Genomic DNA, 21,625 nt, shown 5'->3' with positions numbered 1-21,625 from the left:
TAGTGTGACGGACGCTGGCGCGCCGAGGCCGGGATTTTTGCCGGTCGCACTCGAGTGCTCGCGTATGGCAGACGAGTCAGACCGAACGCGTGCACACGTGTTCGTTTCGGGAACCGTGCAGGGCGTCTATTATCGGGCGAATACCCGCGATACGGCTCAGGAGAAGGGAATCGACGGCTGGGTGCGAAATCTCGACGACGGCCGTGTCGAAGCGGTCTTCGAGGGCCCCGACGAGGCCGTCGAGTCAATGATCGAGTGGTGTCACACGGGGAGTCCGGCGGCGGCGGTCGAAAACGTCGAGGCCGAGTTCGAGGTGCCCGGGGGAGAGAGCGGGTTCGAGATTCGGTACTGACTGGCTGCGAGCTGTTTCGAGAATCCTCAGACGGTTTCGACCAGATACTCCGCGAGCCACGGTGGCTCCTCGGTATACTCCCACGTCGCAAACTCGGCCTTCTCGCCGGCGTAGTAGGCGCGGTAGGCCGCGACGGGATCGTCCGGACACCGGTACTCGTCGGGCATCGCCTGCGGCCGCGGCGTCGGCTCCGCAGATGGAAAGTCGATCAGGTCAGGGTCGATCTGGTCGATGACCTCCCAGCTCGCGTGGGTCTCGTCCTCGTCTTTCTCGTAGCGCTCGGTGAACTCGGCGTTGAGCGCCTCGGCGTGCTCGCGCAGGCGTAGCCAGTTCGCTCGCGATTCGGTGGCCCACTCGGTGACGGGGTGGCTGACGTGGGTCGGCTGGTAGAGAAACTCGGCCTCGTAGCCGTTCTCCCGGGCCGCCGTACAGAGGACCTGCGCGGCCTCTAACAGCAGCTTGTTGACGTGCTGGTCGCAGTGATAGCGCGCTGCGAGCCGCGGGTCCTCGTCGAGCCAGAAGACGTTCACGAGGGGCATAGGTGTTCGAGGCTGTTGAGGTTATCGTCCGCAATCTTCAACGGTTGGCCCGTCGAACGCTCGCGTATGATTACAGGCGAACGGATGGCCGCCGTCGACGCGAACGCCGCGGCACTTGGCGTCCCGCAAAAGCAACTCATGGAGTCGAGTGGGAACGCCATCGCCCGCACGGTCCGGGAGGTCACAGCGCCGGGTGCAACCGTCGCCGTTGTCGCCGGCCGCGGAAACAACGGCGGGGACGCGTTCGTCGCCGCACGCTTTCTGGACGACTACGACGTCCGGACGCTCTTGCTCGGCCGCGCGGAAACCATCGGCACCGAAATCGCTCGCGAGAACTGGGACGCGCTCCAGCACGCGGGCTACGAAACGCGCGAGGTGACCGACTCCGAAAACTTCGCTCTCCCCGACTGCGACGTGATCGTCGACGCGATGCTCGGCACGGGGATCAGCGGCGACCTCCGCGAACCTGCAGCCACCGCGGCGCGGGCGATCAACGACGCCGACGCGACCGTTGTCTCGGTGGACGTTCCATCCGGTTTCGACGCCAACGCTGGCGGTTCGTCCGCCGGTGACGACCCTGGCGACCCCGGTGACCTGCTCGCCTCGAACGCCATCGAGGCCGACCGCATCGTCACCTTCCACGACACCAAACCCGGCCTCGACGACCTCGACGCCGACGTAACCGTCGCCGACATCGGGATTCCGGCTGCCGCCGAGCGGTTCGTCGGCCCCGGTGACGTACAACTCGCACGGCCCGACGACCGAACCGGCCGGGCGTTCGTTATCGGCGGCGGCCCCTACACCGGCGCGCCGGCACTTGCCGCCCAATCCGCCCTCCGAGCCGGCATGGAGCTCTCGTTCGTCGCCGCGCCCGACACCGTTTCCGGCGAGATCCAGAGCTACGCCCAGGACCTGATCGTCCAGCCCTACGAGAGCGAGATCCTCACACCTGACCAGGTAGACGACCTCGTCGACACCGCCGAACGGTACGACGACGTAGTGATCCTCGGCCCCGGACTCGGCACTGCAGACGAGACACTCGAGGCTGCCCGCCAGTTTCTCACCTCGTATACTGGCCCGGCGGTCGTCGATGCGGACGCACTCGAGACGGTGCCGGATCTCGAGACGGAGGCGACCCTGGTCTGTACGCCGAACCGGCGCGAGCTCGCAGGAATGGGCGGCCCCGACGTGGACGACCTGCAGGAGGCTGCAGACGAGATCGAGGCGTTCACAGCGGAGCTGGAGCACGTCGATGTCCTCCTCGCAAAGGGGGCGACGGACGTGATCACTGACGGCGAGCGAACACGGCTCAGCCGCTCGGGGACGGCGGGTATGAAAGTCGGTGGAACGGGCGACGTGCTCACCGGTATCGTCGCCGCCTTACTGGAGCACGCCGAGCCGCTGGACGCGGCCGCGGCGGCTGCGCAAGTCAACGGACTCGCCGGCGAACGGCTCGCGGCGGACGACGGATTCGGCTATCTCGCCTCCGAGGTACTCGAGGAAATCCCCAAGGTACTGTGGGAGAGTGAGGGGAGTGAGAACGAATGAGCGAGACACCGATTTCGACGGACGGGGGGAACGGGGACGACAGTGGAGCGGAGACAGACGCCGATGCCACCGCCGAGGACCTCACCCACACCACAGACGACGGCGACGTACAGATGGTCGACGTCGGGGACAAGCCAGACAGCAAACGCCGGGCCGTCGCAGCGGGTGAGATCCGCTTACAAGCGTCGACCGTCGACGCCATCCGCGAGGACGAAATCGGCAAAGGCGACGTGCTCGCGACCGCCCGCATCGGCGCGGTGCAGGCCGTCAAACACACCTGGGAGACGATCCCGATGTGCCACCAGATTCCGATCACGAACGTCGAGACCGACTTCTCGCTGGCCGAGGATCGCGTCGAGTTCCAGGTCGCGGTCGAGACGACGGGGAAGACCGGCTGCGAGATGGAGGCGCTCGAGGGCGTCACGACCGGTCTGAACGTCGTCTGGGATATGGTCAAGGCAGTCGAGAAGGACGACGAGGGTCAGTACCCCGAGACAGGAATCGAGAACGTGCGCGTGGTGCAGAAGGAAAAGCGCCAGACATAGCGCCAACTCTAGCCAAACCTACTTTTTCGTCCGACACGAATTGACTGGCATGTCCACGGAGGACGGTGAGGACCCGCCCGTCGCCGCGCCCGAGCCGAGCGACCGCGTCTCCGACCCAAGCGACGCCTTCCAGGCGCTCGGCAACGAGGTCAGGATGGGGATACTCGAGACGATGCTCGAGTGGACGGACGGCGCTGTCGAATCCGATCGAGCAACGCCGTCGTTCTCGATGCTCTTCGAAGCCTCGGCGGTCGACACGTCAGCCGGGTTCGCCTACCATCTGGATGAGCTCGTGGGGCCGTATCTCCGGAAGGTGAACGATGCGTCGACAGCCGACGCTGACGCCGATCCCGGTGCCGACGGCTACGAACTCACCTACGCCGGCGAGCAAATTGCACGCGCCATCGCGACCGGCACGTACACCCAGCGCGTCGATCACCCGCCGGTCCCACTCGAGGACGACTGCCCGTTCTGCGAGCACGACTCGCTCACAGCTCGGGCCAGCGACAACCGGGTTACCGTCGCCTGCGGGCACTGTGAACGCCGCCTGCTCCGACTCGATCTCCCGCCGGCTGGACTCGAGTCCCACGGCGAATCGTTCCCCACGGCCTTCGACCGCTACCACAGACACCGACTCTCACTCGTTCGTGACGGCGTCTGCCCGGCCTGCAGCGGCGAGGTCGACGCCAGACTCGTGCGGCCGTCGCCGGCGACAGACGATTTACTCCCTGCAGAACACGCCACACACCTTCAGGCCGAGTTTACCTGCTCGTGCTGTGGAACAACGCTCCGGTCGCCCGTCGCGCTCTCACTGCTCTCGCATCCGGCCGTCGTCTCGTTCTACTACGAACACGGGCAGGCTGTTAGCGAGCGCCCCCTCTGGAACATCGGCCACGAGTGGGCCGAGACAGTGCTCTCCGAAGACCCGCTTGCCGTCCGCGTCGTCGTCGAACTCGAGGACGACGTACTCGCGCTGTACGTCGACGAGCGACTGACCGTGGTCGAAACGCAGCGAGCGTCGGTGTCCGAGACCACCGAGGGTAACGAATCCGCCGAGGGTGACGGGGCCGCCGAGACCACGGAGACGACCGAGGCCGACGAAAGAGGCGGGACACACGGGACGGGCGAGACAGCCGAGACGACTGCCCAATAGCGACCGCGGCGCTACTCGAGTTCCCCGAGTACGTCTGCAACCTCAGCCCCGTCGACGACGCCTGCCCGATCAGCCACGGTATCGGGTGTGAGCACGAGGCCGTCGACTGTCTCGGGTGAGAGTTCGGTGTCGGTCTCGGAGGTACCGGCGGCGAGGGACTCGAGTGCGAGCGAGAGGCCGTCCTTCCTCACCCCTGCCTCGCACTCGGCACCGCTGTCAGCCAGCTGCCCCTCCAGGAACGATCTAATGTCGGCCGTGCCGTTGCCGATCGCGGTCGCACGCCAGCCGTAGTGTGTGCCGCCGGGGTCGACCTCGTAGAGCGCTGGCTGGGGGTGTTGTCCTGCTGCGTTACTCCCGCTGCCACTACCGCTACCGCTTTCGCTTTCCTTTCTCCTTTTCCTTTTCCTCCCCCTTCCAGCGTCGACACCCGCAACGAGCAACGCAGCGCCGTACGGCCGCGTTCCACCAGCCTGTGTCTGTTCCTGAATGTGGTCCGCAATCGCCTCCGCGAGCGTCTCTGTGGGTATCGGTTCAGCATACCGGAGCCGGTGGCGCTGACAGCGCTTTCGAGCCATCTCGACCAACTGCCGTGCATCAGCAGCATGCCCCGCGGTGGCGACCGCGACGTGGTCGTCGACCCGGTGAATTTTCTCGATCGACTCGGACTCGAGTAGCGGTGAGCGAAGGCGCTTTCGCGCGGCGAGAACGACACCGGTGTCGGTGACGACGCCAACGCTCGGTGAGCCGCGTTCGACCGCCTCGCGGGCGTACTCGACCTGGTAGAGCCGGCCGTCGGGCGAGAAGATCGTGTGTCCGCGATCGTAGGCCTGCTGGCGAGTGGTACTCGAGTCCATCGTTACGAGGCCACCCCCGATTCTGCGTCGGTGCCGGATTCATTGCCGGCCCCGTTTGTCGTTGCGGTGACGGCGGCGGCGATGCTTTCGAACTGCTCGAACTGCACGAATTGCTCGAACTTGCGTTCGTATTTGTATTTGCGTTCGTGGTCGTGTTCGTCTTCGCTTCCGTCTTCATCGACAGTCAGCGTCGCGACCGTCATCCCGTCGCCGCTGGCGGTGTCGCGCTCGGTCGCGTTTCGGATGGCTGTGGTCGCGAGACCTCGCAGTGTGTCCACGGAGTGGTCCGGTTCGTAGGCGTCCTCGAGTCGGCCGTAGGCGAGTTGCATCCCACTTCCGCTCGCGGCGTAGGGTGTGTCCATCACGCCGCCGCCGGGACCGACCTGGTAGACGGCTGGCTCGGGGAACGTGCCACCGAGGACGAGTTCGAGGTGCTGGTACGGCCCGCCGCGCAGGAGGTCGCCGGCGACCGTGGCCGTCGTCTCGACGGACGGCGTGCGGTCGGTCGCGTGCTCGTAGCGCGAGCGTTCAGCGCGTAACTGGCGGACGAACGTCTGGGCCTCGCCGACGCTTCCGGCGAAGGTGAGCGCGGTGTGGTCGCCGACCGGGACGACCTTCCGTGCCGTGCGATTCGTGACGAAGCGGCCACCCAGGCTGGCGCGTGTGTCCGCGGCGAGGACGACGCCGTCCGCGCCGACGAGTCCAACCGTCGTCGTGCCGGTTTCGATGTATTCAGTGGAGTCCGTCTGGTCCATTGGTGCTCGTTCGAATCGACGGGGCACGGCGAGTTGTATGTTAGCTAAAATATATTTTAGCGCGGTGGGCGTACGAACTCGTTTCGCGCCGTCACCCTGGTGAGGAACGCTGCTGTGATCGTGTGAGCCAGATGGAAAGCGAAACGATACGCACGGAGGACGTGATCGGTATCGTATTGTTCCGTCAGGAGGAACGCGAAAAAGAGAGTACCAATGGCCCCCGTTCCCTTTGCGTTCGCTGCCTTCCTTGCACTCGTCGCAATCGTGCTGTCTGGATTCTGTCTCGCCTACGCAGTCGGTCTCGATGCCGATGCTCGCGGATCGAACGGGCTCATTTGGGGATTGTTCACCCTCGCATTACCGCCCGTGACACCGATCGTGTATCTCGGCTACCGAACACGACTTCCCACTCGAGACGAACCGACGAGTCGACTCGAGCGCTGGGCTGGAACGATGGGGATCGGTTTCACCTCCGCGTACGCCTTGACTGCGGTCCTCGTGCCACCGGACCCCTCCACCCACCTCGCTTTCGGAGGGGCACTGGCAGTCATCACTATCCCTGCAGCGTACGTTCTTTGCTACCAGCCAGATCGGCGTGCGATCGGGTCCTGAGCGCGGACGCTGTCACTGGTCAGCGTCACCGACATCGGATTCGATCGTGGTTTCAACGCTGACCAGCGCGACCGCCAGCAGAGACCGTATGTCACGTCATATAAGTAGTTGCTCGCGGAACGACCTCACATGACTCTGTTCGGGACCGCAGGAATCCGCGGGCCGGTCGAGGAGATCACGCCCGCGCTCGCGCTCTCGGTGGGCCAGGCCGCCGGCGAGCCCGGCGAGACGTTCGTCGTCGGCCGCGACGGCCGCGAAACCGGACCGGCGCTGGCCGCCGCGATGGAGGCCGGCCTCGAGAGCGCCGGCGCGGACGTCGCCCGCATCGGACAGGTACCGACACCAGCGCTCGCGTTCGCCTCGCAGGGCCGCAAGGGCGTCATGCTCACCGCGAGCCACAACCCGCCGACGGACAACGGCATCAAGCTCTTCGTCGACGGCGTCGAGTTCGACCGCGAGGCTGAGGAAGCCGTCGAGGACTACGTAAGCGGCGGGTCGTCGCTCCCCGCATGGGACCAGTGGGGCAGCGCCACCGACCTCGACGTACTCGGTCCCTATCGCGACGCCGTCGCGGACTACGTCCGCGCGCAGTTCCCCAAGCTAGGGCCAGATGGAACGCCACTCGCCGGCCTCTCCGTCGCCGTCGACTGTGGCAACGGTGTCGGCGCAGTCGCGACCCCGCAGGTACTCGAGTCCCTCGGCGCTGACGTGGTCGCGGTGAACGCAAACGTCGACGGCCACTTCTCGGCACGAGAGAGTAAGCCGACCCCGGAGACGCTGTCGGCTTTCACCAACTTCCTCGCCGACGGCGAGTTCGACCTCGGCCTGGCCCACGACGGCGACGCGGACCGACTGGTTGCGCTCGATCCTGACGGCGAGGTAATCCACGAGGATACGGTGCTCGCCGTCGTCGCGGCCCACTACACGGCTGCGAGCGACGCAGCGGACCCCGTGGTCGTCACGACGCCCAACGCCTCGGCACGGATCGACGAGCAGGTCCGCAACGCCGGTGGCCGGGTCGAACGCGTCCGCCTCGGTGCACTTCACGAGGGAATCGCCCGTGAACGCGCCGCTGGCGACGAGGACACTGCAGTCGTCTTCGCCGCAGAGCCCTGGAAGCACATCCACACCGCCTTCGGCGGCTGGATCGACGGCGTCGCGAGCGCCGCCATCGTCAGCGCGCTCGTCGCTGACGCCGGCGACACCGACGCCCTCCGAGAGCCGGTCACCGAACGTCCCTACCGGAAGGTCAGCGTCGACTGCCCTGACCAGCACAAGACGGCCGTGATGGGCGCACTCGAGTCCGACCTGCCGGCGGCCTTTCCCGATACGACGGTCGACACGGATTACGGCGTGCGACTCGAGTTCGAGGACGCCTCGTGGACGCTGGTCCGGCCAAGCGGCACGGAGCCCTACGTCCGAATTTATGCGGAGAGCGACGAGGTTGACGAGTTGATCGCGAGCGCTCGCGATGTCGTCGAGTCGGCGGTTGCGGCCATTGAGTCGCCCTGAGAGCGCTGTTTTGCTGTACTTGTTCGTATCGGTCGTCGCTTGTTACTCGTCACTCGTCACTCGTCACTCGCCACACGGTGCCCGCAGTCGGTACATGCCCTTCGTTCGCGGACGGTGCTTTCTTGCTCACACCCGAGAAATCTCCTCACATGAGCGACGACGCCGCCGACCTCATCGACGCCGCACGGGAAATTCAATCGCAGGCCCACGTCCCCTACTCCGAGTACCGCGTCGGGGCCGCACTCGAGACGGCCGACGGCGAGGTCTTCGTCGGCTGCAACCTGGAGAACGCGAACTTCAGCAACAGTCTCCACGCCGAGGAGGTCGCCATCGCCGAGGCGGTCAAGAACGGCCACCGCGAGTTTACGCGGCTCGCCGTGAGTTCAGACCGCCGCGACGGCGTCACCCCCTGCGGAATGTGCCGGCAGACGCTGGCCGAGTTTTGTGACGACGACCTCACAGTGTTCTGTGACGAGGGCGAGAGCGAGGACGAGGACGAGGATGGGGATGAGGACGCAGCCGATGGCGCAACCGTCTACACCCTCGGGGAACTCCTCCCGAACACGATTTCTGAGGAAACACTCGAGTAACACACTGTACGGGCGCTTCTCGCCGTTGTTGTCCCAGCATTGATTGAAAAGTGCGACGGGAGATGTGCCTCTTGTGAGTTAGTATCACACCATCCGAACGTATATGCCGATCGTTACATATCTGACAGCGTGTGGAGCACCCTGGAGACGAGTCAATCAGATGGGCGCTCGACGATACCGTTCCCGAGCGGGCCGTCAACGACGTACGGTCCGCTGGCCCCTCCTGGAACGACCAAAACCGAACGGTTCGCGTCGATTTTTCCGACGGCGAACCCGTCTTTCTGAAGGTGGCAACCGACGGTGACGGCTCGCGGATCGATCGGGAGTGTGCTGTCATCGACTACGTGGCCACACACTGCGATGTACCCGTCCCACAGGTGGTTGCGAGCGAGACCGGTGGAGCGGTTCCCTACCTAATCACCGCCCCAATTCGGGGCCAGAACCTCGCGTCCCGGTGGTCGGACTGGAGCAGTGCGGAGCGCACGAGTGCAGTCCGGCGAGTCGGAAGCGCGCTGGCGGCGATCCACACCTGCTCGTTCCGACGACACGGACACGTCGTGGGCAGCGACGGAGCCGAACTCGATCTCGAGACCGGTTCCTGGACAGAGATCCTCGTCGATAGGATCGAGCTGATGCGGGAACTGGCGTCGACCGACCGCTTCGACCACCATTTTGACGACGTCATCGCCGCCGTCGAAGCGAATCGAGACCTGTTGAACGACGCGCCGGCAACCCTGGTGCACGGCGACCCGGCACGGCCGAACTGCTTCCGGAGCGGGTCCTCGGCCGGCTTCGTCGACTGGGAACTCTCTCATGTTGGCGATCCGGCCCGTGAACTCCACCGAGCGCGAGACCAACTGCTGCCGGACAACGGCGAGGACACACAGCGATTGGCCGCCGTACTCGAGGACGGGTACGAACGGCGCGCCGGCTCGCTTCCGTCAGGGTTGGACGAACGAACGCCGATATACGACGCGGTCCGGCTTCTCGGCACGTCTGGATTCTTCGATAAGTGGGTCGAATTCGTCGATGTCTCCCCGGCGGACGCCGAAACGCGGCTCGAAGCGAAACTGGACCGGAAGCTCGACGAGATTCGGTAGTGGGTAGTAGGTAGTGGACAGTGGGTAGTTGGTAGTCAGCAGCCAGCAGCCGGGAGCCGGTAGTCAGCTTCCCGTACGCCAGCCTGGCGAAGGCCGTAGCGAGTAAGTCCCTCGCGTGAGCACGCTCGGCCGGTTACAGCGCCGTGAAGCCGCCGTCGACGGGATACGCGTTCCCGGTAACGAACGAGGCCTCGTCCGAGCAGAGCCAGACGACAGCGTTGGCGATCTCCTCGGGCGTCCCCATCCGGTTGAGCGGTTGCATACCGACGAACTGCTCGATCTCCTCGGGGTTCTCCGCCGCGGACTGCTCGACCATCGGCGTCTCGATCACGCCGGGACAGACCGCGTTGACCCGAACGTCGGCCTCCGCGTACTCCGTGGCGGCTACTCGAGTGAGACCGATGACGCCGTGTTTGCTCGCGGCGTAGGCGGACGATCCGGCCGCAGAGAGGCCGGCGATCGAGGACGTGTTGACGATTGCGCCGCCGACGCCGTCACTGTCACTGTCGCTGTCGCCGTCGCCGTCACCGTTCGCCGTCATCTCCTGGAGTTCGTACTTCAGACAGAGCCAGACGCCGGTCAGGTTGATATCCATGACCTGTTTCCAGTTGGCTTCGGTCTGCTCGGCGACCGGATCGGTCTCGCCTTCGATCCCCGCGTTGTTGTGCGCGATGTCGAGCCCGCCATAGGTGTCGACCGCCGTCTGAACCATCGCCTCGACGGCGTCCGGATCCGTGACGTCGGTTTCGACGAACGTCGCAGATCCGCCAGCCGACTCGATCGACTCGACCGTCTCCTCACCGCCGTCCGTAACTACGTCGGCGACGACGACGTTCGCGCCCTCGGCTGCGAACCGCTCTGCTGTTTTCCTGCCGATTCCCGATGCGCCGCCGGTGACGATGGCCGTCTTGCCGTCCAGATTGTACGTCATGTGTCTGTGGTAGCGACTCAACTCGAGTCGACGTAAGTGTCAGGAGGATTCCCACTGGCTCGGATAGTATCAGGCAGAATAAATTTCTGTGATAGAAGTAGATGTGGAGACAGCCGGCTACCACAAATGGCTAAAACGACGGCTGAGACGGCGGGCAATCCATCACCGACGGCTCTCGAGTACCTCGCGCAGAATCGTTCGGTGGCACCGCTTCTTCTCGGTGTTCTCGTAGCAGACGAGCGCCAGACTCTCGCCGGCGGTGAGTCGATTGGCGAGGGACTCGAGTGCGCGGTCTGCGTCGTCGGCTGTCTGAAGGTGTTTCCGGTAGGTGTCCCCAAAGCCAACCTGATCCCAGGCGGCGTTGTGGGCTTCCTCGTCACAGATGCCGCGCATCTTCAGGTCGTCCTCGGCAGTTTGGACAGCGTCGAGCAGCGCAGCAGGCGGGCCGAGTTCGGGAACGTTTTCGTCAACTGCGGCGTGGAACCACGAGGTTGGGGAGCGGACGACGCCGACGAGCGTCGTCTCGGGTGGAACGTCGGCGAGGCCGTGCTGGAGGGCGGCGACGTAGGTGTCGGTGAGGGTGCCCTCGCGCTGGTCGCCCTCGGTAGCGCACTCGTCGCGCCGATCACGAGCCATACCCACAGGTACGGCCGCCCTGCATTTATATACGGTGTCGGTACGAATCGCCGCTACTCGATGACCGGCGATAGTGAAGATCCGAACGCGGACGTACAGTATCATCTCGAGGTCAGCGAAGCGGACGTAGCAGACACCGTCCTCCTGCCCGGCAATCCGGAGCGACTCGAGAAGATCGTCGATCACTGGGACGACCACGAGATTCGCGCCCATCACCGCGAGTACCGGACTGCGACGGGGAGCTACGAGGGGACGCCGATCTCGGTCACCTCGACGGGAATCGGCAGTCCGTCGGCCGCGATCGCCGTCGAGGAACTCGCTCGCGTCGGCTCCGAGACGTTCATCCGGGTCGGCTCCTGCGGTGCGCTACAGGAAGACATGGACGTTGGCGACCTCGTGATCAGCACCGGCGGGGTTCGCCAGGAGGGGACGAGCGACGAGTACGTGCGGGAGGATTACCCTGCGACGGCGGACTACGAAGTTGTCGCTGCGCTCGTCGCCGCCGCAGAGCGACTGGGCTACGACTACCACACCGGGATTACGATGAGCGCCGACTCGTTCTACGCGGGCCAGGGCCGCCCTGGCTACGACGAGTTCGAGGCTGCCGGCGCGGACGAACTGGTCGATCAGCTCGTCGAGGCCAACGTGAAGAACATCGAGATGGAGGCGAGCGCCATCTTCACGCTCGCAAATATCTACGGGCTGCGCGCCGGCGCGGTCTGCTCGGTGTACGCAAACCGCCAGACCGGCGAGTTCAGGACGGAGGGCGAGTCCCGAGCGGCTGAGACGGCGACGCTCGCAACGCACCTGCTCGCGAAAATGGACGAGATCAAGCACGAGGCGGGTGCCGAGCGGTGGCATCCGGGACTCTCGCTTTCGGAGTAGACGCAAATTGAGAGAGCGAGGACCAACTGGAACTGCCAACTGCTAACTGCTGAGTACGGTCACCTGCTCAGTCTGCCGTCCGTTGTTCGTTCTCGTGCAGCCGACGCATTCTGGCTTTGAGATCCACACCACGCTTGCTGAACCACCAGAGACGCGTCCGGTAGAAGCCGTAGCCGAGCACCATCCAGCCGGCGAGCACGGCGACCATCGCCGGAAGCTGGGTCGAGACCAGAATCCAGAGGAAGCCGGCGGAGATCACTGCGCCCGCAGCGACGAACCGGAGCACCCACAGCGGGAGCTTGTACAGCGAGTACTCATAGCGCTGCGGGAACGCCGATGGCAGATTCCAGAGCGCGACGCCCGCGACGGCGAGGCCGAACAGAATCGTCAGCGAGAGCGCAACCGAGAGCGTGACCGTCCCGGGTGAAACCGGTGCGATGAGCAGCGGCGGAATCCCGAGGACGAGCACCGCCACGTGGGGCGACTCGAACCGGTCGTGAATCCGCGCGAGTTCGCCCGGGATGATGTTATCACGCCCGGCGCGCATCAGGAGCCGCGAGTAGGCCGTATACGTCATGTTGATCGACGTGAGCGCACCCATTGCCGCCGCGACGAAGACCAATCCCGTCAGGGGTGCCGGGAAGTTGTCGAGCGAGACCTGCGCCACCGCAGCATCCATCTCGCCGAGTGCCTGCCAGTTCGTCGTCCCGACGAGAACGACCACGAGGCCAACCAGCAGCGTGAGCGAAATCACAGCCGAGAGCCCGAGCACCCGTGGAATGTTCTTGGCGGGGTCTTCCATCTCCTCACCTAACTCGAGTACCAGTCGGAAGCCACGAAGCGGGAAGTACAGCGAGACGATGGCGACGATGACCGTGCCAGCGCCTTCGGGGAAGGCTGGCGTATAGTTCGCCGTGTCGACGACGAACGCGCCGGGGATGATGAACGCGAGCATGCCGACGACGATGAGCGAGACCATTGTGAACTGGATGATCGCGACCATTTTGATTCCGAGGACGTTGAGGATGATGAAGGGGATGAGCAGGCCATAGACGAGCGCGAGTTCCGGAATTTCAGGGACGGCACCCACCGTTCCAGAGACGAACTCGGCGTACTCGGCGAATCCAAAGCCGATGAATAGCATACCCGCCCAGACGCCAGGAATCGTGATCCAGGGGAGCAAGAAGCCCCAGAAGGGGCCGACGAGCCGGGATGCGTAGACGTAGCTGCCACCGGCAGCCGGAATGGCACTTCCCAACTGAAGCGACATGAGTATCCCGAACAGGAGCGGAATCATCGCAAGGAAGAGTGCAAAGATGACGCCGGGACCGACGTCACCCGCGAGCGGACCCGGGAGGACGAACGCGCTCACACCGATTACGTTACCGATGATGAGGACTGTTGCACCGAGAACGCCGACCTCGGTGTTGATGAGACGATGTTTTGTCATTGGTTCACAATCACAATGGGTGTACGGACCATGCAGGGTATCCGATAACAATGTTTCGGACCAGACCGAATCGGTTAACGAGGTTTTCTGAGCCCCTACCCTTGTTAACGGTGGTTTGTTATCGGTCGTGTGGGATTACAGCAGTCAACAAAACAGTCATCCAGCGGTCCACCGCCCGGCACCGGTGGCCGCCAGCAATGAAGCACTGAACAGCAGCCCTAGTCGCGAACACGAACCAGTTCGTCCTCGAAGACCTTCCGATTCGGGATGATGTACTCCTCGGAGTCGTCCTCGATCTTCGTCACGAAGAGGTCGACCTCCTGGACGATACCGGACTGCTCGCCGATTCGAATCTGGTCGCCAATCCCGTAGGGCTGGTTGAGCAGCAGGTAAATCCCCGCCGCACTCGAGATCAGGAAGTCTTTGAAGACGACCGCGCCGACGATGACGATGCCGACGGCGTACACCGCGAGCAGGATCAATAGCGGCGCGACGTAGACGCCGATCTGTCCCAGCGCGATGAGGAAGGCGACGTAGAGGACGGAGTACTTGACGACCTTCGGGATGATCGAGACTTCGGGGAGTTTGACACCGCGGAGGTACTCGCTGACGGCCAGTTCGGCCTTGTCGGCCACGATAAAGCCGAAGATGAGCACGAGGACCGCGATGAACACCTGCGGGATGAACTCGACGACCCGGATCCAGAACGCCTCCGTGTCGAGCAACTGGGCGATGTGAATCGCCGTCAGGACGGCAATGCCGTAGATGAACCACGAACTCAATCGCGCAACGATTTCGACGGACGAGGTGCCGATTGACTGAGCAGTCCGCTCGAACGGCGTCCCCTCGACGGCGTCCGGTACGCCCGAGGCTGAGAGCAACTCCTTGTTGAGTCGTCCAACCAGATAGCCGACAACGATCCCGAGTGCAAGCACTGCCGCGGCTATGACGGCCGGTTCGTCGATGAGGGCCTGCCAGTCCATGTCAGTACGCCTCCGGATCGACCTCCATGATGAGCTCGCCGCCCTTGAAGGCCCGCACGAGCCCATCACTCTCCGACAACACGATCGAGATCGCGTTCGTATCGCGTGTGATCGCACCGCCGGCCATATGTCGCGCCCCAAGTCCCTTCGGAATGTCCACCCCCTCTGCGGACGGCTCGAGGTAGCGGTAGGCCGACACGATCTTGCCCGCATCCGAGATGACGAACGCGCCGTCAAGCCGGGAGAACTCCTTCAGCATCACGTTCACGATCGGATCTCCCACGTGGACGTGGGACTTCTCGAACGGGTTGTACGACAGCGGACGGGATTTGTTCATCACCTTGCCTGCATCGCCGACGACGAACAGTGCGCCCACCGGCTTGCCCTTCTGCCCTTTCTTCCCGAGTTCGATCGCCAGTTCGAGCACCGACTTGATCACTGACGGCTCCGCGCGCGATTTCGTGAAGAGATCGTAGATCCCCGTCCGATCATCCGCGATAGCTCGCACGCGCGACACCGTGTCCATCTCGTCGCTGAACACGCTCGTCGCACAGACGAGTTCGTCGCCATCCTCGAGTACACCCTGTTCGAGCGCCCCCTCGATACCGAAGTCGATCCGCTCCGAGACGTTCTTGAACTCGAGTGGAAGCTCGACGAAGGTATCGGCGCCGACATCGTTGTCCGTTCCGACGACGACTGTATCGAGGTCCTCGAGCTCTCGACAGCGCTCGTAGACGGAGCTACTCGGTGAAAAGAGAACGACTGCATCGGCGTTCGAGAAGAGTTGCCCGAACACGTCGTCTAACCCGGCCATTGCTCATACAAGCCGTTTGCGCGCGAATAAGCGTTATGGAGCGTCAGACGTGTGGCTGCCACGACATGCTGTGGGTTGAAACGGAGCGGGTGCTGAACGAGTAGCGGTCTGGGAAGGGAAGGTGAAGGGAAGGTGAAGGGAGAGGAGTGGCTGGCCCGGGAGAGAGCACCAACAGTACGCACCAGGCGGGAGACAGCTGTGGGAACTCGAGTAGCGAGGGTAAACGCGCACACTGTACTCGAGTAGCGAAGAGTACTCGAGTACCCGTGGGAGCGATTCGAGCGCGAGACCGGATTCGAACAACGCGAAGACGGTCACTCTCGCGCTACTCGAGTGCTGCGACTTGCCGGGTTCGTATCGGCTCGATGTAGAACCTGCGGCTCGCGGCTTGCTCGCCGCAGAACCATGCGCGGGACCAGATTCGAACAACGCGAAGACGTGCTCGCGGGCTGCGCGCGTCTTCTCTCGTTCGAATCCACTGACTGCAGTCTCCGCTCACGGTATTGTTCGCGGAGAATGCGCGGGACCGGATTCGAACCGCGAGGACATCGCTTCGCTCGTCCTCTGGGCCGCGAATCCGGCCTGCTCCTTCACTTACTCTGTTCGTTCAGTGCGCGGGACCGGATTCGAACAACGCGAAGACGTGCTCGCGGGCTGCGCGCGTCTTCTCTCGTTCGAATCCACTGACTGCAGTCTCCGCTCACGGTATTGTTCGCGGAGAATGCGCGGGACCGGATTCGAACCGGCGGACCCCTACGGGACAGCGTCCTAAGCGCTGCGCCGTTGGCCTGGCTTGGCTACCCGCGCGCACCCATCGCTTTTCACGAGTCCAGTAAGTAGTTGTCGGTCCGCAGTACGGCACCCTGTCCCGGTCACTGATGTTTGACCGGTTCTTCGGGCGACCAGTCTGGCGGGACAATAAAGGTCACGTGCTCCGAATCGCGAAGTTGGTGTAGCTCTGCCGCCTGCTCGGCTAAGGATCGGTCTCGGTACGGCATCTCGAGTCCACAGCCGGTACAGACGAGCTTGCAGGTTGGTTCCTTCATGACGTGACGCAGGTCACCAGCCGTGCCGAGACCGGTACCCGACGTTGCCCAGTGCTTGGTGAGTCTTGGGCTTTAGTAGTTATCTCCTAGTGAAACCCAGGGAGAACGGCCGATTCGCCGAGATATTCGTAGCTGAACGTTGGCCCGAGTAGCGCACTATTGGGACCGGCAACGATCTGAAACGGACAGCGTTCAACAACTACTGGGACCGCTTACACAGCGTCCAGACGCCAGCTACTGATCACCCAGACACGACAGTCAAGCGGTTGTATCACTCGCCATCACACAGCAGAATCAGCGATCGGTAGCACACCCTCACAGCCTCACAGCCACACAGCACGTCCGCAGGTTTATCCCTGATCGCACGATACACCGTCGTATGCACAGCGCCCGCGATCGACTCGAGTACGAACCGTGGCTGGCCGAACTCGAGCAGATCGCAGATCGCCTCAAACTCTCACAGGAGGCCCGATCCTGCGCTTCTGAGCTGTTTCTCATGGATGTGCCGGACGAAGATCGGTCGAAGCAGGCCGTCCTCGCTGCCAGCATCTACGCCGGTGCACTCATCGCTGGAGAGGGGTGTACACAGGGTGCCGTCGCCGACGCCGCGGACGTCTCCAGGCTCGCGATTCAGACGCGCTGGAAGGATCGCCTCGAAGCGGCTGGGCTCGAGCCACCGCGCTGGTAGGGACGGCAGTGTCTCAGCATCGGCGACTGTTGTGCGTCGTAAGTGTATAATACGCGGAGGAAAGGCAGGATTAGTATCCGGGTGTAGTTGCCATTGGAAATGGTTCCAGTGGCGTTGAGCGATTTTCGACGACCGTGGAGTGGGAGTCGCTCGCAGGGACTATCAGACACTGGGTGTCACGAACGAGTAGCAAGTGACGTCAGGATGCGCCGCCGGTGGTGTCGGTCTCAGTGTTCGGTCTGCCCTCGTCGTCACCCTCGGCCTCGAGTACGTTCCCGTGCTCGTCGATCTCGCCGCGAACGATACGGGTACTCGAGATGATGTCACCGTCGTCGGCGCGGAGGTGTGGGACGACGATGACCTCAAGCGGGTCGTAGCCACGTTCGCGACGAATCTCGTTGATCCGTTCCCCGCCGGCTTTGGTCTCGGGTGAGACCACCAGGTAGTCGAACGGTTCTTCGGTCGCGATTCCAGTTGGTTCCTCGAGCGTTCGGATCTCGAAACTGCGGTCGTACTCGTTCGCGATGGACTCGAGTTCGTCCGCGAGGTCGTTCCGTCGCTCGTCGAACGGGCGGACCCGTCGCTCTACGTGTCGTGTTTGCGGGGCGAGTTCGTCGCTGGTCAAGCCGACCGTGACGTCTCCGAGTTCGAACGCCCGTTCGAATAGCCGGCGGTGGCCGTCGTGAACGGGGTCGAACGTCCCACCAAGCGCGACGTCCATACCCCACCTGACTGGCGCGGTCCGTATAAAACGGTCGAATCGGGGAACGCGGAAACGGGCCGGTCGACGACGGAAATATTCGACAGTTGTCGATATCCGCCTTCGCATTGTTTTTAGTGGTCGCCCGCACTGTGGCTGGTATGGGACTCGACGAGGATGCGTTAGATTACCACTTGACAGATCCACCGGGTAAGATCGAAATTTCCACGACGAAATCGACGAACACGCAGCGAGACCTCTCGCTTGCGTACTCGCCCGGCGTGGCTGCCCCCTGTATGGAGATTGCGGAGGACGAAACCGACGCCTACACTTATACCGCGAAGGGGAATCTCGTCGGCGTCGTATCGAACGGTTCTGCCGTTCTCGGACTCGGCAATATCGGCGCACAGGCCTCGAAGCCGGTCATGGAGGGCAAGGGCGTGCTGTTCAAGCGCTTTGCCGACATCGACGTTTTCGACATCGAACTCGACGAGGAGGACCCCCACAAGTTCGTCGAGGCCGTCAAGATGATGGAACCGACCTTCGGCGGCATCAACCTCGAGGACATCACAGCACCGGCCTGTTTCACCATCGAGGAGCGCCTGCGCGAGGAGATCGACATTCCGGTGTTTCACGACGACCAGCACGGCACTGCGATTATCTCCGGTGCGGCGCTGCTCAACGCGGCTGACATCGCGGACAAGGACCTCGAAGACCTGGAGATCGTCTTCTCTGGTGCGGGTGCGAGCGCGATCGCGACGGCGCGCTTCTACGTCTCGCTTGGCTGCCAGGCCGAGAACATCACGATGTGTGACTCCTCGGGCATCATCACCGAAGCCCGCGCCGAAGATGGCGGTGTCAACGAGTACAAACGCCAGTTCGCCCGCGACGTCCCCGAGGGAGATCTCGCGGATGCAATGGAGGGTGCGGACGTCTTCGTCGGCCTCTCGATCGGCGGCCTCGTCTCCCAGGAGATGGTCCAGTCGATGGCCAGCGATCCGATCATCTTCGCGATGGCCAACCCCGACCCCGAAATCGGCTACGAGGAGGCGAAGGCGGCCCGCGACGACGACGTAATCATGGCGACTGGGCGCTCTGACTACCCGAATCAGGTCAACAACGTTCTCGGCTTCCCGTTCATTTTCCGCGGCGCGCTCGACGTGCGTGCGACGGAGATCAACGAGGAGATGAAAGTGGCCTGTGCCGAAGCGCTCGCAGACCTCGCGCGTCAAGACGTCCCCGACGCGGTCGTCAAGGCCTACGGCGACGACCCGATCCAGTACGGACCGGATTACATTATCCCGAAGCCGGTCGACCCGCGGGTCCTCTTCCAGGTCGCACCAGCAGTTGCCAGAGCCGCCATCGAATCCGGCGCAGCCCGCACGGACCTCAACCTCGACGAGTACGAGGAGGAACTCGAGGCCCGCCTCGGCAAGTCCCGCGAGATGATGCGCGTCGTCCTCAACAAGGCCAAGAGCGATCCGAAGACGGTCGCGCTCGCAGAGGGCGAAAACGAGAAGATGATTCGGGCGGCCTACCAGATTCAGGAGCAAGGAATCGCGGTTCCGATCCTCATCGGTGACGAGTCCGAAATTCGTCAGACTGCCGCGAGTCTCGGCCTGGACTTCGAGCCCCAGGTTGCAGACCCTGCCGTCGGTGACTACGAGGACTACGCCGACCGACTGCACGAACTGCGCGCTCGAAAGGGAATCACGCGAACCGAGGCCGGCGAACTCATCGAGGGCGATTCGAACTACTTCGGGAGCGTCATGGTCGAACAGGGTGACGCCGACGCCCTCCTGACCGGACTCTCCTATCACTACCCATCCGCGCTGCGCCCGCCGCTGCAGGTAATCGGCACCGCGGATGACGTCGACTACGCTGCAGGGGTCTACATGCTCACGTTCAAGAACCGTGTCGTCTTCGTCGCCGACGCGACGGTGAACCAGGCCCCCGACGAGGAGGTGCTGGCCGAAGTGACGAAACAAACCGGTATGCTCGCCCGCCGGTTCAACGTCGAACCTCGCGCAGCCTTGCTCTCATACTCGAACTTCGGGAGCGTCGACAACGAAGGAACTCGCAAACCTCGAAACGCGGCGCGTATGCTGCAGGACGACCCCGAGGTCGACTTCCCCGTCGACGGTGAGATGCAGGCCGACACCGCCGTCGTCGACGACATTCTGGAGGGAACCTACGGCTTCTCGGAGCTCGACGAGCCCGCGAACGTGCTCGTCTTCCCGAACCTCGAGTCGGGCAACATCGGCTACAAGCTGCTCCAGCGCCTCGGCGGCGCGGACGCCATCGGTCCGATGCTCGTCGGGATGGACCGTCCGGTCCACGTCCTCCAGCGTGGTGACGAGGTCAAGGATATCGTGAACCTCGCGAGTGTGGCGGTCGTGGACGCCCAGCAGGAGTAAGACCAGGCGTAACGACCCCCGCTCTTTTCGTGCCGTCTCCGACTCGCCGCGTGCAGCGCGTGCAGCGAATCGTCGGTCTTTAGCGTCCGTCCGTCGTGCTCTCACAGAAGTACTACATGCGACCCACGAACCGATCTACGTCGGTGGCCGGCCGTGACCTCGATTCAGCACGGCGACGGTTTCTCGGCGCGGCTGGTGCGGCGGCAACGGCGGGGATCGCAGGCTGTGTGAGCCTCCCGACCGCGCTCGACGACCGACTCGACGGCACCGAGGACGTCTCTCACTTCCAGAACGGCCTCCGTCGACTCGGCTACTACCCCGAGGAAACCGTCCCCGAGTCGGTCAGCGTCAACTGGTCGTTCCCGATCAACTACGTCACCCACACCGCCGCCAAGTCGAGCCCCGTACCGACACCCGACGGCGAAACCATCATCATCGCCGGCGACAGCGGCTGGGTCCACGCCTACACCCCCGACGGCGAACTGCAGTGGTCCACGCTCACCGGCGCGACGGACCTCGGCTTTCACGGCTCACCGGCCATCGTCGGCGACACCGCCTACATCGGCGGCTACGACGGCGACCTCTACGCTTTCGACACCGACAGCGGCGACATCGTCTGGCGAACCCGCGCCGACGATTTACACGGCGCGCTCGCCATCGGTTCGAGTCCCGCCTTCCACGATGGCACCCTCTACGTCGTCTCCGAGTACGGCTCGCCCTCCACCGGCACCATCTGGGCCATCGATCCCGACACCGGCGACCCGCTCTGGTACGACGACCGCATGTGGGGCCAACCCCACCCTTCCCCGACGATCGACCTCGAAACCGGCCGGATGGTCGGCGGCTCGAACGACGGCGTCGTCTACGGCTGGGAGTTTCCGGCACTCGAGTACACCTGGGAGTTTCAGGCCGACGCCGATGGTCAGGAGCGTGAGGGTGGTGCGTTCCGCGAGGGGGCAGAGATCAAGGGAACGGTCGCGGCCCACGACGGCTACGGCTACGTCGGAACGTGGGACAACCACTTCTACTGTCTGGATCTCGAGGACGGCTCGGAGGTGTGGTCGTTCGAGACGGGTGCCTCGATTATGTCGAATCCGGCGGTCGACGTGGCAGAGGGGATTGTCTACATGGGCAGCGACGACAACTACGTCTACGCACTCGACGCCGCGTCGGGTGAGGAGATCTGGTCGACGGACGTCAATGGCCGCGTGATCGGTGCGCTAACGGTCACGGCGGAGACGGTGCTCGCCGGCTCCTACGATACGCATCTGTACGCACTGGATAAGGAGACGGGTGATCGGCGCTGGCGCGTCGAGAATCGCGGGCGCGTCACCAGTGCGCCGGTTCCCGTCGACGGACGGATCTATTACGCAGAGCGCGCTGCATTTTCGAACTATTACGACGATGCCGAGACGGTTATGGACGAACCCGGGCATGCGTACTGTCTCGTTTCGGACGACTGAGCGGTGCTCGAACCAATATTACTCGCAAGACTACAGCCACCTCTGGCCGAGG

22 protein-coding genes and 1 tRNA gene are annotated in these 21,625 nt (G+C 63.8%); 12 read left to right on the top strand and 11 right to left on the bottom strand.

What is annotated here, in order from left to right:
- Nucleotides 1-64: 64 nt before the first annotated feature.
- A complete protein-coding gene (locus NMAG_RS02435; protein ID WP_004214102.1) occupies nucleotides 65-352 on the top strand; it encodes an acylphosphatase in 288 nt (95 codons plus the stop codon).
- 26 nt (nucleotides 353-378) lie between these two features.
- On the opposite strand, the gene NMAG_RS02430 is transcribed toward NMAG_RS02435, so the two are convergent.
- Nucleotides 379-882, bottom strand: a complete 504-nt coding sequence (locus tag NMAG_RS02430) for a hypothetical protein (protein ID WP_049916125.1) — start codon at nucleotides 880-882, stop codon at nucleotides 379-381.
- Between the two features lie 75 nt (nucleotides 883-957).
- Here NMAG_RS02430 and NMAG_RS02425 point away from each other — a divergent pair, with 75 nt between their 5' ends.
- The 3 genes from NMAG_RS02425 to NMAG_RS02415 are packed head-to-tail and all read left to right on the top strand — an operon-like array spanning nucleotide 958 to nucleotide 4,137.
- Complete coding sequence (locus tag NMAG_RS02425; RefSeq protein WP_004214100.1) at nucleotides 958-2,439, top strand: bifunctional ADP-dependent NAD(P)H-hydrate dehydratase/NAD(P)H-hydrate epimerase; 1,482 nt, start codon at nucleotides 958-960, stop codon at nucleotides 2,437-2,439.
- Nucleotides 2,436-2,984, top strand: a complete 549-nt coding sequence (gene moaC, locus NMAG_RS02420) for a cyclic pyranopterin monophosphate synthase MoaC (RefSeq protein WP_004214099.1) — start codon at nucleotides 2,436-2,438, stop codon at nucleotides 2,982-2,984. Before NMAG_RS02425 ends, moaC begins: the two co-directional genes overlap by 4 nt.
- A 49-nt stretch (nucleotides 2,985-3,033) precedes the next feature.
- Nucleotides 3,034-4,137, top strand: a complete 1,104-nt coding sequence (locus tag NMAG_RS02415) for a DUF7351 domain-containing protein (RefSeq protein WP_004214098.1) — start codon at nucleotides 3,034-3,036, stop codon at nucleotides 4,135-4,137.
- Nucleotides 4,138-4,148: 11 nt separating this feature from the next.
- On the opposite strand, the gene NMAG_RS02410 is transcribed toward NMAG_RS02415, so the two are convergent.
- Nucleotides 4,149-4,991, bottom strand: coding sequence for an archaeal proteasome endopeptidase complex subunit alpha (locus NMAG_RS02410; protein ID WP_004214097.1), 843 nt, complete (start codon nucleotides 4,989-4,991; stop codon nucleotides 4,149-4,151).
- Nucleotides 4,992-4,993: 2 nt separating this feature from the next.
- Nucleotides 4,994-5,746: an Ntn hydrolase family protein gene (locus tag NMAG_RS02405; RefSeq protein WP_004214096.1), complete on the bottom strand. Its 753-nt coding sequence runs from the start codon at nucleotides 5,744-5,746 to the stop codon at nucleotides 4,994-4,996.
- Nucleotides 5,747-5,959: 213 nt separating this feature from the next.
- Here NMAG_RS02405 and NMAG_RS02400 point away from each other — a divergent pair, with 213 nt between their 5' ends.
- From NMAG_RS02400 to NMAG_RS02385, 4 genes are all read left to right on the top strand, one after another.
- A complete protein-coding gene (locus tag NMAG_RS02400; RefSeq protein WP_004214095.1) occupies nucleotides 5,960-6,358 on the top strand; it encodes a hypothetical protein in 399 nt (132 codons plus the stop codon).
- A 129-nt stretch (nucleotides 6,359-6,487) separates the two neighbouring features.
- Nucleotides 6,488-7,870, top strand: a complete 1,383-nt coding sequence (locus tag NMAG_RS02395; RefSeq protein ID WP_004214094.1) for a phosphohexomutase domain-containing protein — start codon at nucleotides 6,488-6,490, stop codon at nucleotides 7,868-7,870.
- A 149-nt stretch (nucleotides 7,871-8,019) separates the two neighbouring features.
- Entirely contained in the window at nucleotides 8,020-8,460 is a 441-nt protein-coding gene (gene cdd, locus NMAG_RS02390; RefSeq protein WP_004214093.1) for a cytidine deaminase, read from the top strand.
- 131 nt (nucleotides 8,461-8,591) lie between these two features.
- Entirely contained in the window at nucleotides 8,592-9,560 is a 969-nt protein-coding gene (locus NMAG_RS02385) for a phosphotransferase family protein (protein ID WP_004214092.1), read from the top strand.
- A gap of 133 nt (nucleotides 9,561-9,693) precedes the next feature.
- Here NMAG_RS02385 and NMAG_RS02380 read toward each other — a convergent pair whose 3' ends face one another.
- Together NMAG_RS02380 and NMAG_RS02375 are read right to left on the bottom strand one after the other, a co-directional pair.
- Nucleotides 9,694-10,491 carry a glucose 1-dehydrogenase gene (locus tag NMAG_RS02380; RefSeq protein WP_004214091.1) on the bottom strand — a complete coding sequence of 266 codons (798 nt, stop codon included), beginning with the start codon at nucleotides 10,489-10,491 and terminating at the stop codon, nucleotides 9,694-9,696.
- Nucleotides 10,492-10,653: 162 nt separating this feature from the next.
- Nucleotides 10,654-11,127 carry a DUF488 family protein, N3 subclade gene (locus tag NMAG_RS02375; protein ID WP_004214090.1) on the bottom strand — a complete coding sequence of 158 codons (474 nt, stop codon included), beginning with the start codon at nucleotides 11,125-11,127 and terminating at the stop codon, nucleotides 10,654-10,656.
- Between the two features lie 60 nt (nucleotides 11,128-11,187).
- Here NMAG_RS02375 and NMAG_RS02370 point away from each other — a divergent pair, with 60 nt between their 5' ends.
- On the top strand, nucleotides 11,188-12,012 hold the full coding sequence (locus tag NMAG_RS02370) for a nucleoside phosphorylase (RefSeq protein ID WP_004214087.1): 825 nt from the start codon (nucleotides 11,188-11,190) through the stop codon (nucleotides 12,010-12,012).
- Nucleotides 12,013-12,079: 67 nt separating this feature from the next.
- On the opposite strand, the gene NMAG_RS02365 is transcribed toward NMAG_RS02370, so the two are convergent.
- The 5 genes from NMAG_RS02365 to NMAG_RS21915 form a co-directional block, all read right to left on the bottom strand.
- Nucleotides 12,080-13,462, bottom strand: coding sequence for an APC family permease (locus tag NMAG_RS02365; protein ID WP_004214086.1), 1,383 nt, complete (start codon nucleotides 13,460-13,462; stop codon nucleotides 12,080-12,082).
- Between the two features lie 218 nt (nucleotides 13,463-13,680).
- The gene (locus NMAG_RS02360) at nucleotides 13,681-14,445 is read right to left on the bottom strand and encodes a mechanosensitive ion channel domain-containing protein (protein ID WP_004214085.1); all 765 of its coding nucleotides are present in this window, start codon (nucleotides 14,443-14,445) and stop codon (nucleotides 13,681-13,683) included.
- 1 nt (nucleotide 14,446) lies between these two features.
- A complete protein-coding gene (dacZ, locus tag NMAG_RS02355; RefSeq protein ID WP_004214084.1) occupies nucleotides 14,447-15,259 on the bottom strand; it encodes a diadenylate cyclase DacZ in 813 nt (270 codons plus the stop codon).
- A 722-nt stretch (nucleotides 15,260-15,981) separates the two neighbouring features.
- A tRNA-Leu gene (locus NMAG_RS02350) sits at nucleotides 15,982-16,066 on the bottom strand.
- A gap of 65 nt (nucleotides 16,067-16,131) precedes the next feature.
- Entirely contained in the window at nucleotides 16,132-16,305 is a 174-nt protein-coding gene (locus NMAG_RS21915) for a hypothetical protein (RefSeq protein ID WP_004214082.1), read from the bottom strand.
- A gap of 379 nt (nucleotides 16,306-16,684) precedes the next feature.
- Here NMAG_RS21915 and NMAG_RS02345 point away from each other — a divergent pair, with 379 nt between their 5' ends.
- Nucleotides 16,685-16,993 (top strand): transcription initiation factor IIB family protein, encoded by a 309-nt coding sequence (locus NMAG_RS02345; RefSeq protein WP_004214080.1) that lies wholly within the window; start codon nucleotides 16,685-16,687, stop codon nucleotides 16,991-16,993.
- Between the two features lie 199 nt (nucleotides 16,994-17,192).
- Here NMAG_RS02345 and NMAG_RS02340 read toward each other — a convergent pair whose 3' ends face one another.
- On the bottom strand, nucleotides 17,193-17,714 hold the full coding sequence (locus NMAG_RS02340; protein ID WP_004214079.1) for a phosphopantetheine adenylyltransferase: 522 nt from the start codon (nucleotides 17,712-17,714) through the stop codon (nucleotides 17,193-17,195).
- 140 nt (nucleotides 17,715-17,854) lie between these two features.
- Between NMAG_RS02340 and NMAG_RS02335 the strand changes: the two genes are divergently transcribed.
- Both NMAG_RS02335 and NMAG_RS02330 read left to right on the top strand, forming a co-directional pair.
- Nucleotides 17,855-20,110 carry an NADP-dependent malic enzyme gene (locus NMAG_RS02335; protein WP_004214078.1) on the top strand — a complete coding sequence of 752 codons (2,256 nt, stop codon included), beginning with the start codon at nucleotides 17,855-17,857 and terminating at the stop codon, nucleotides 20,108-20,110.
- 116 nt (nucleotides 20,111-20,226) lie between these two features.
- A complete protein-coding gene (locus NMAG_RS02330; protein ID WP_004214077.1) occupies nucleotides 20,227-21,573 on the top strand; it encodes an outer membrane protein assembly factor BamB family protein in 1,347 nt (448 codons plus the stop codon).
- Nucleotides 21,574-21,625 lie beyond the last annotated feature (52 nt).

Source organism: Natrialba magadii ATCC 43099, assembly GCF_000025625.1.
Taxonomy (GTDB): domain Archaea; phylum Halobacteriota; class Halobacteria; order Halobacteriales; family Natrialbaceae; genus Natrialba; species Natrialba magadii.
The sequence above is the reverse complement of the archived record's forward strand: the minus strand, read 5'-3'. Positions and strand labels throughout refer to the sequence as shown.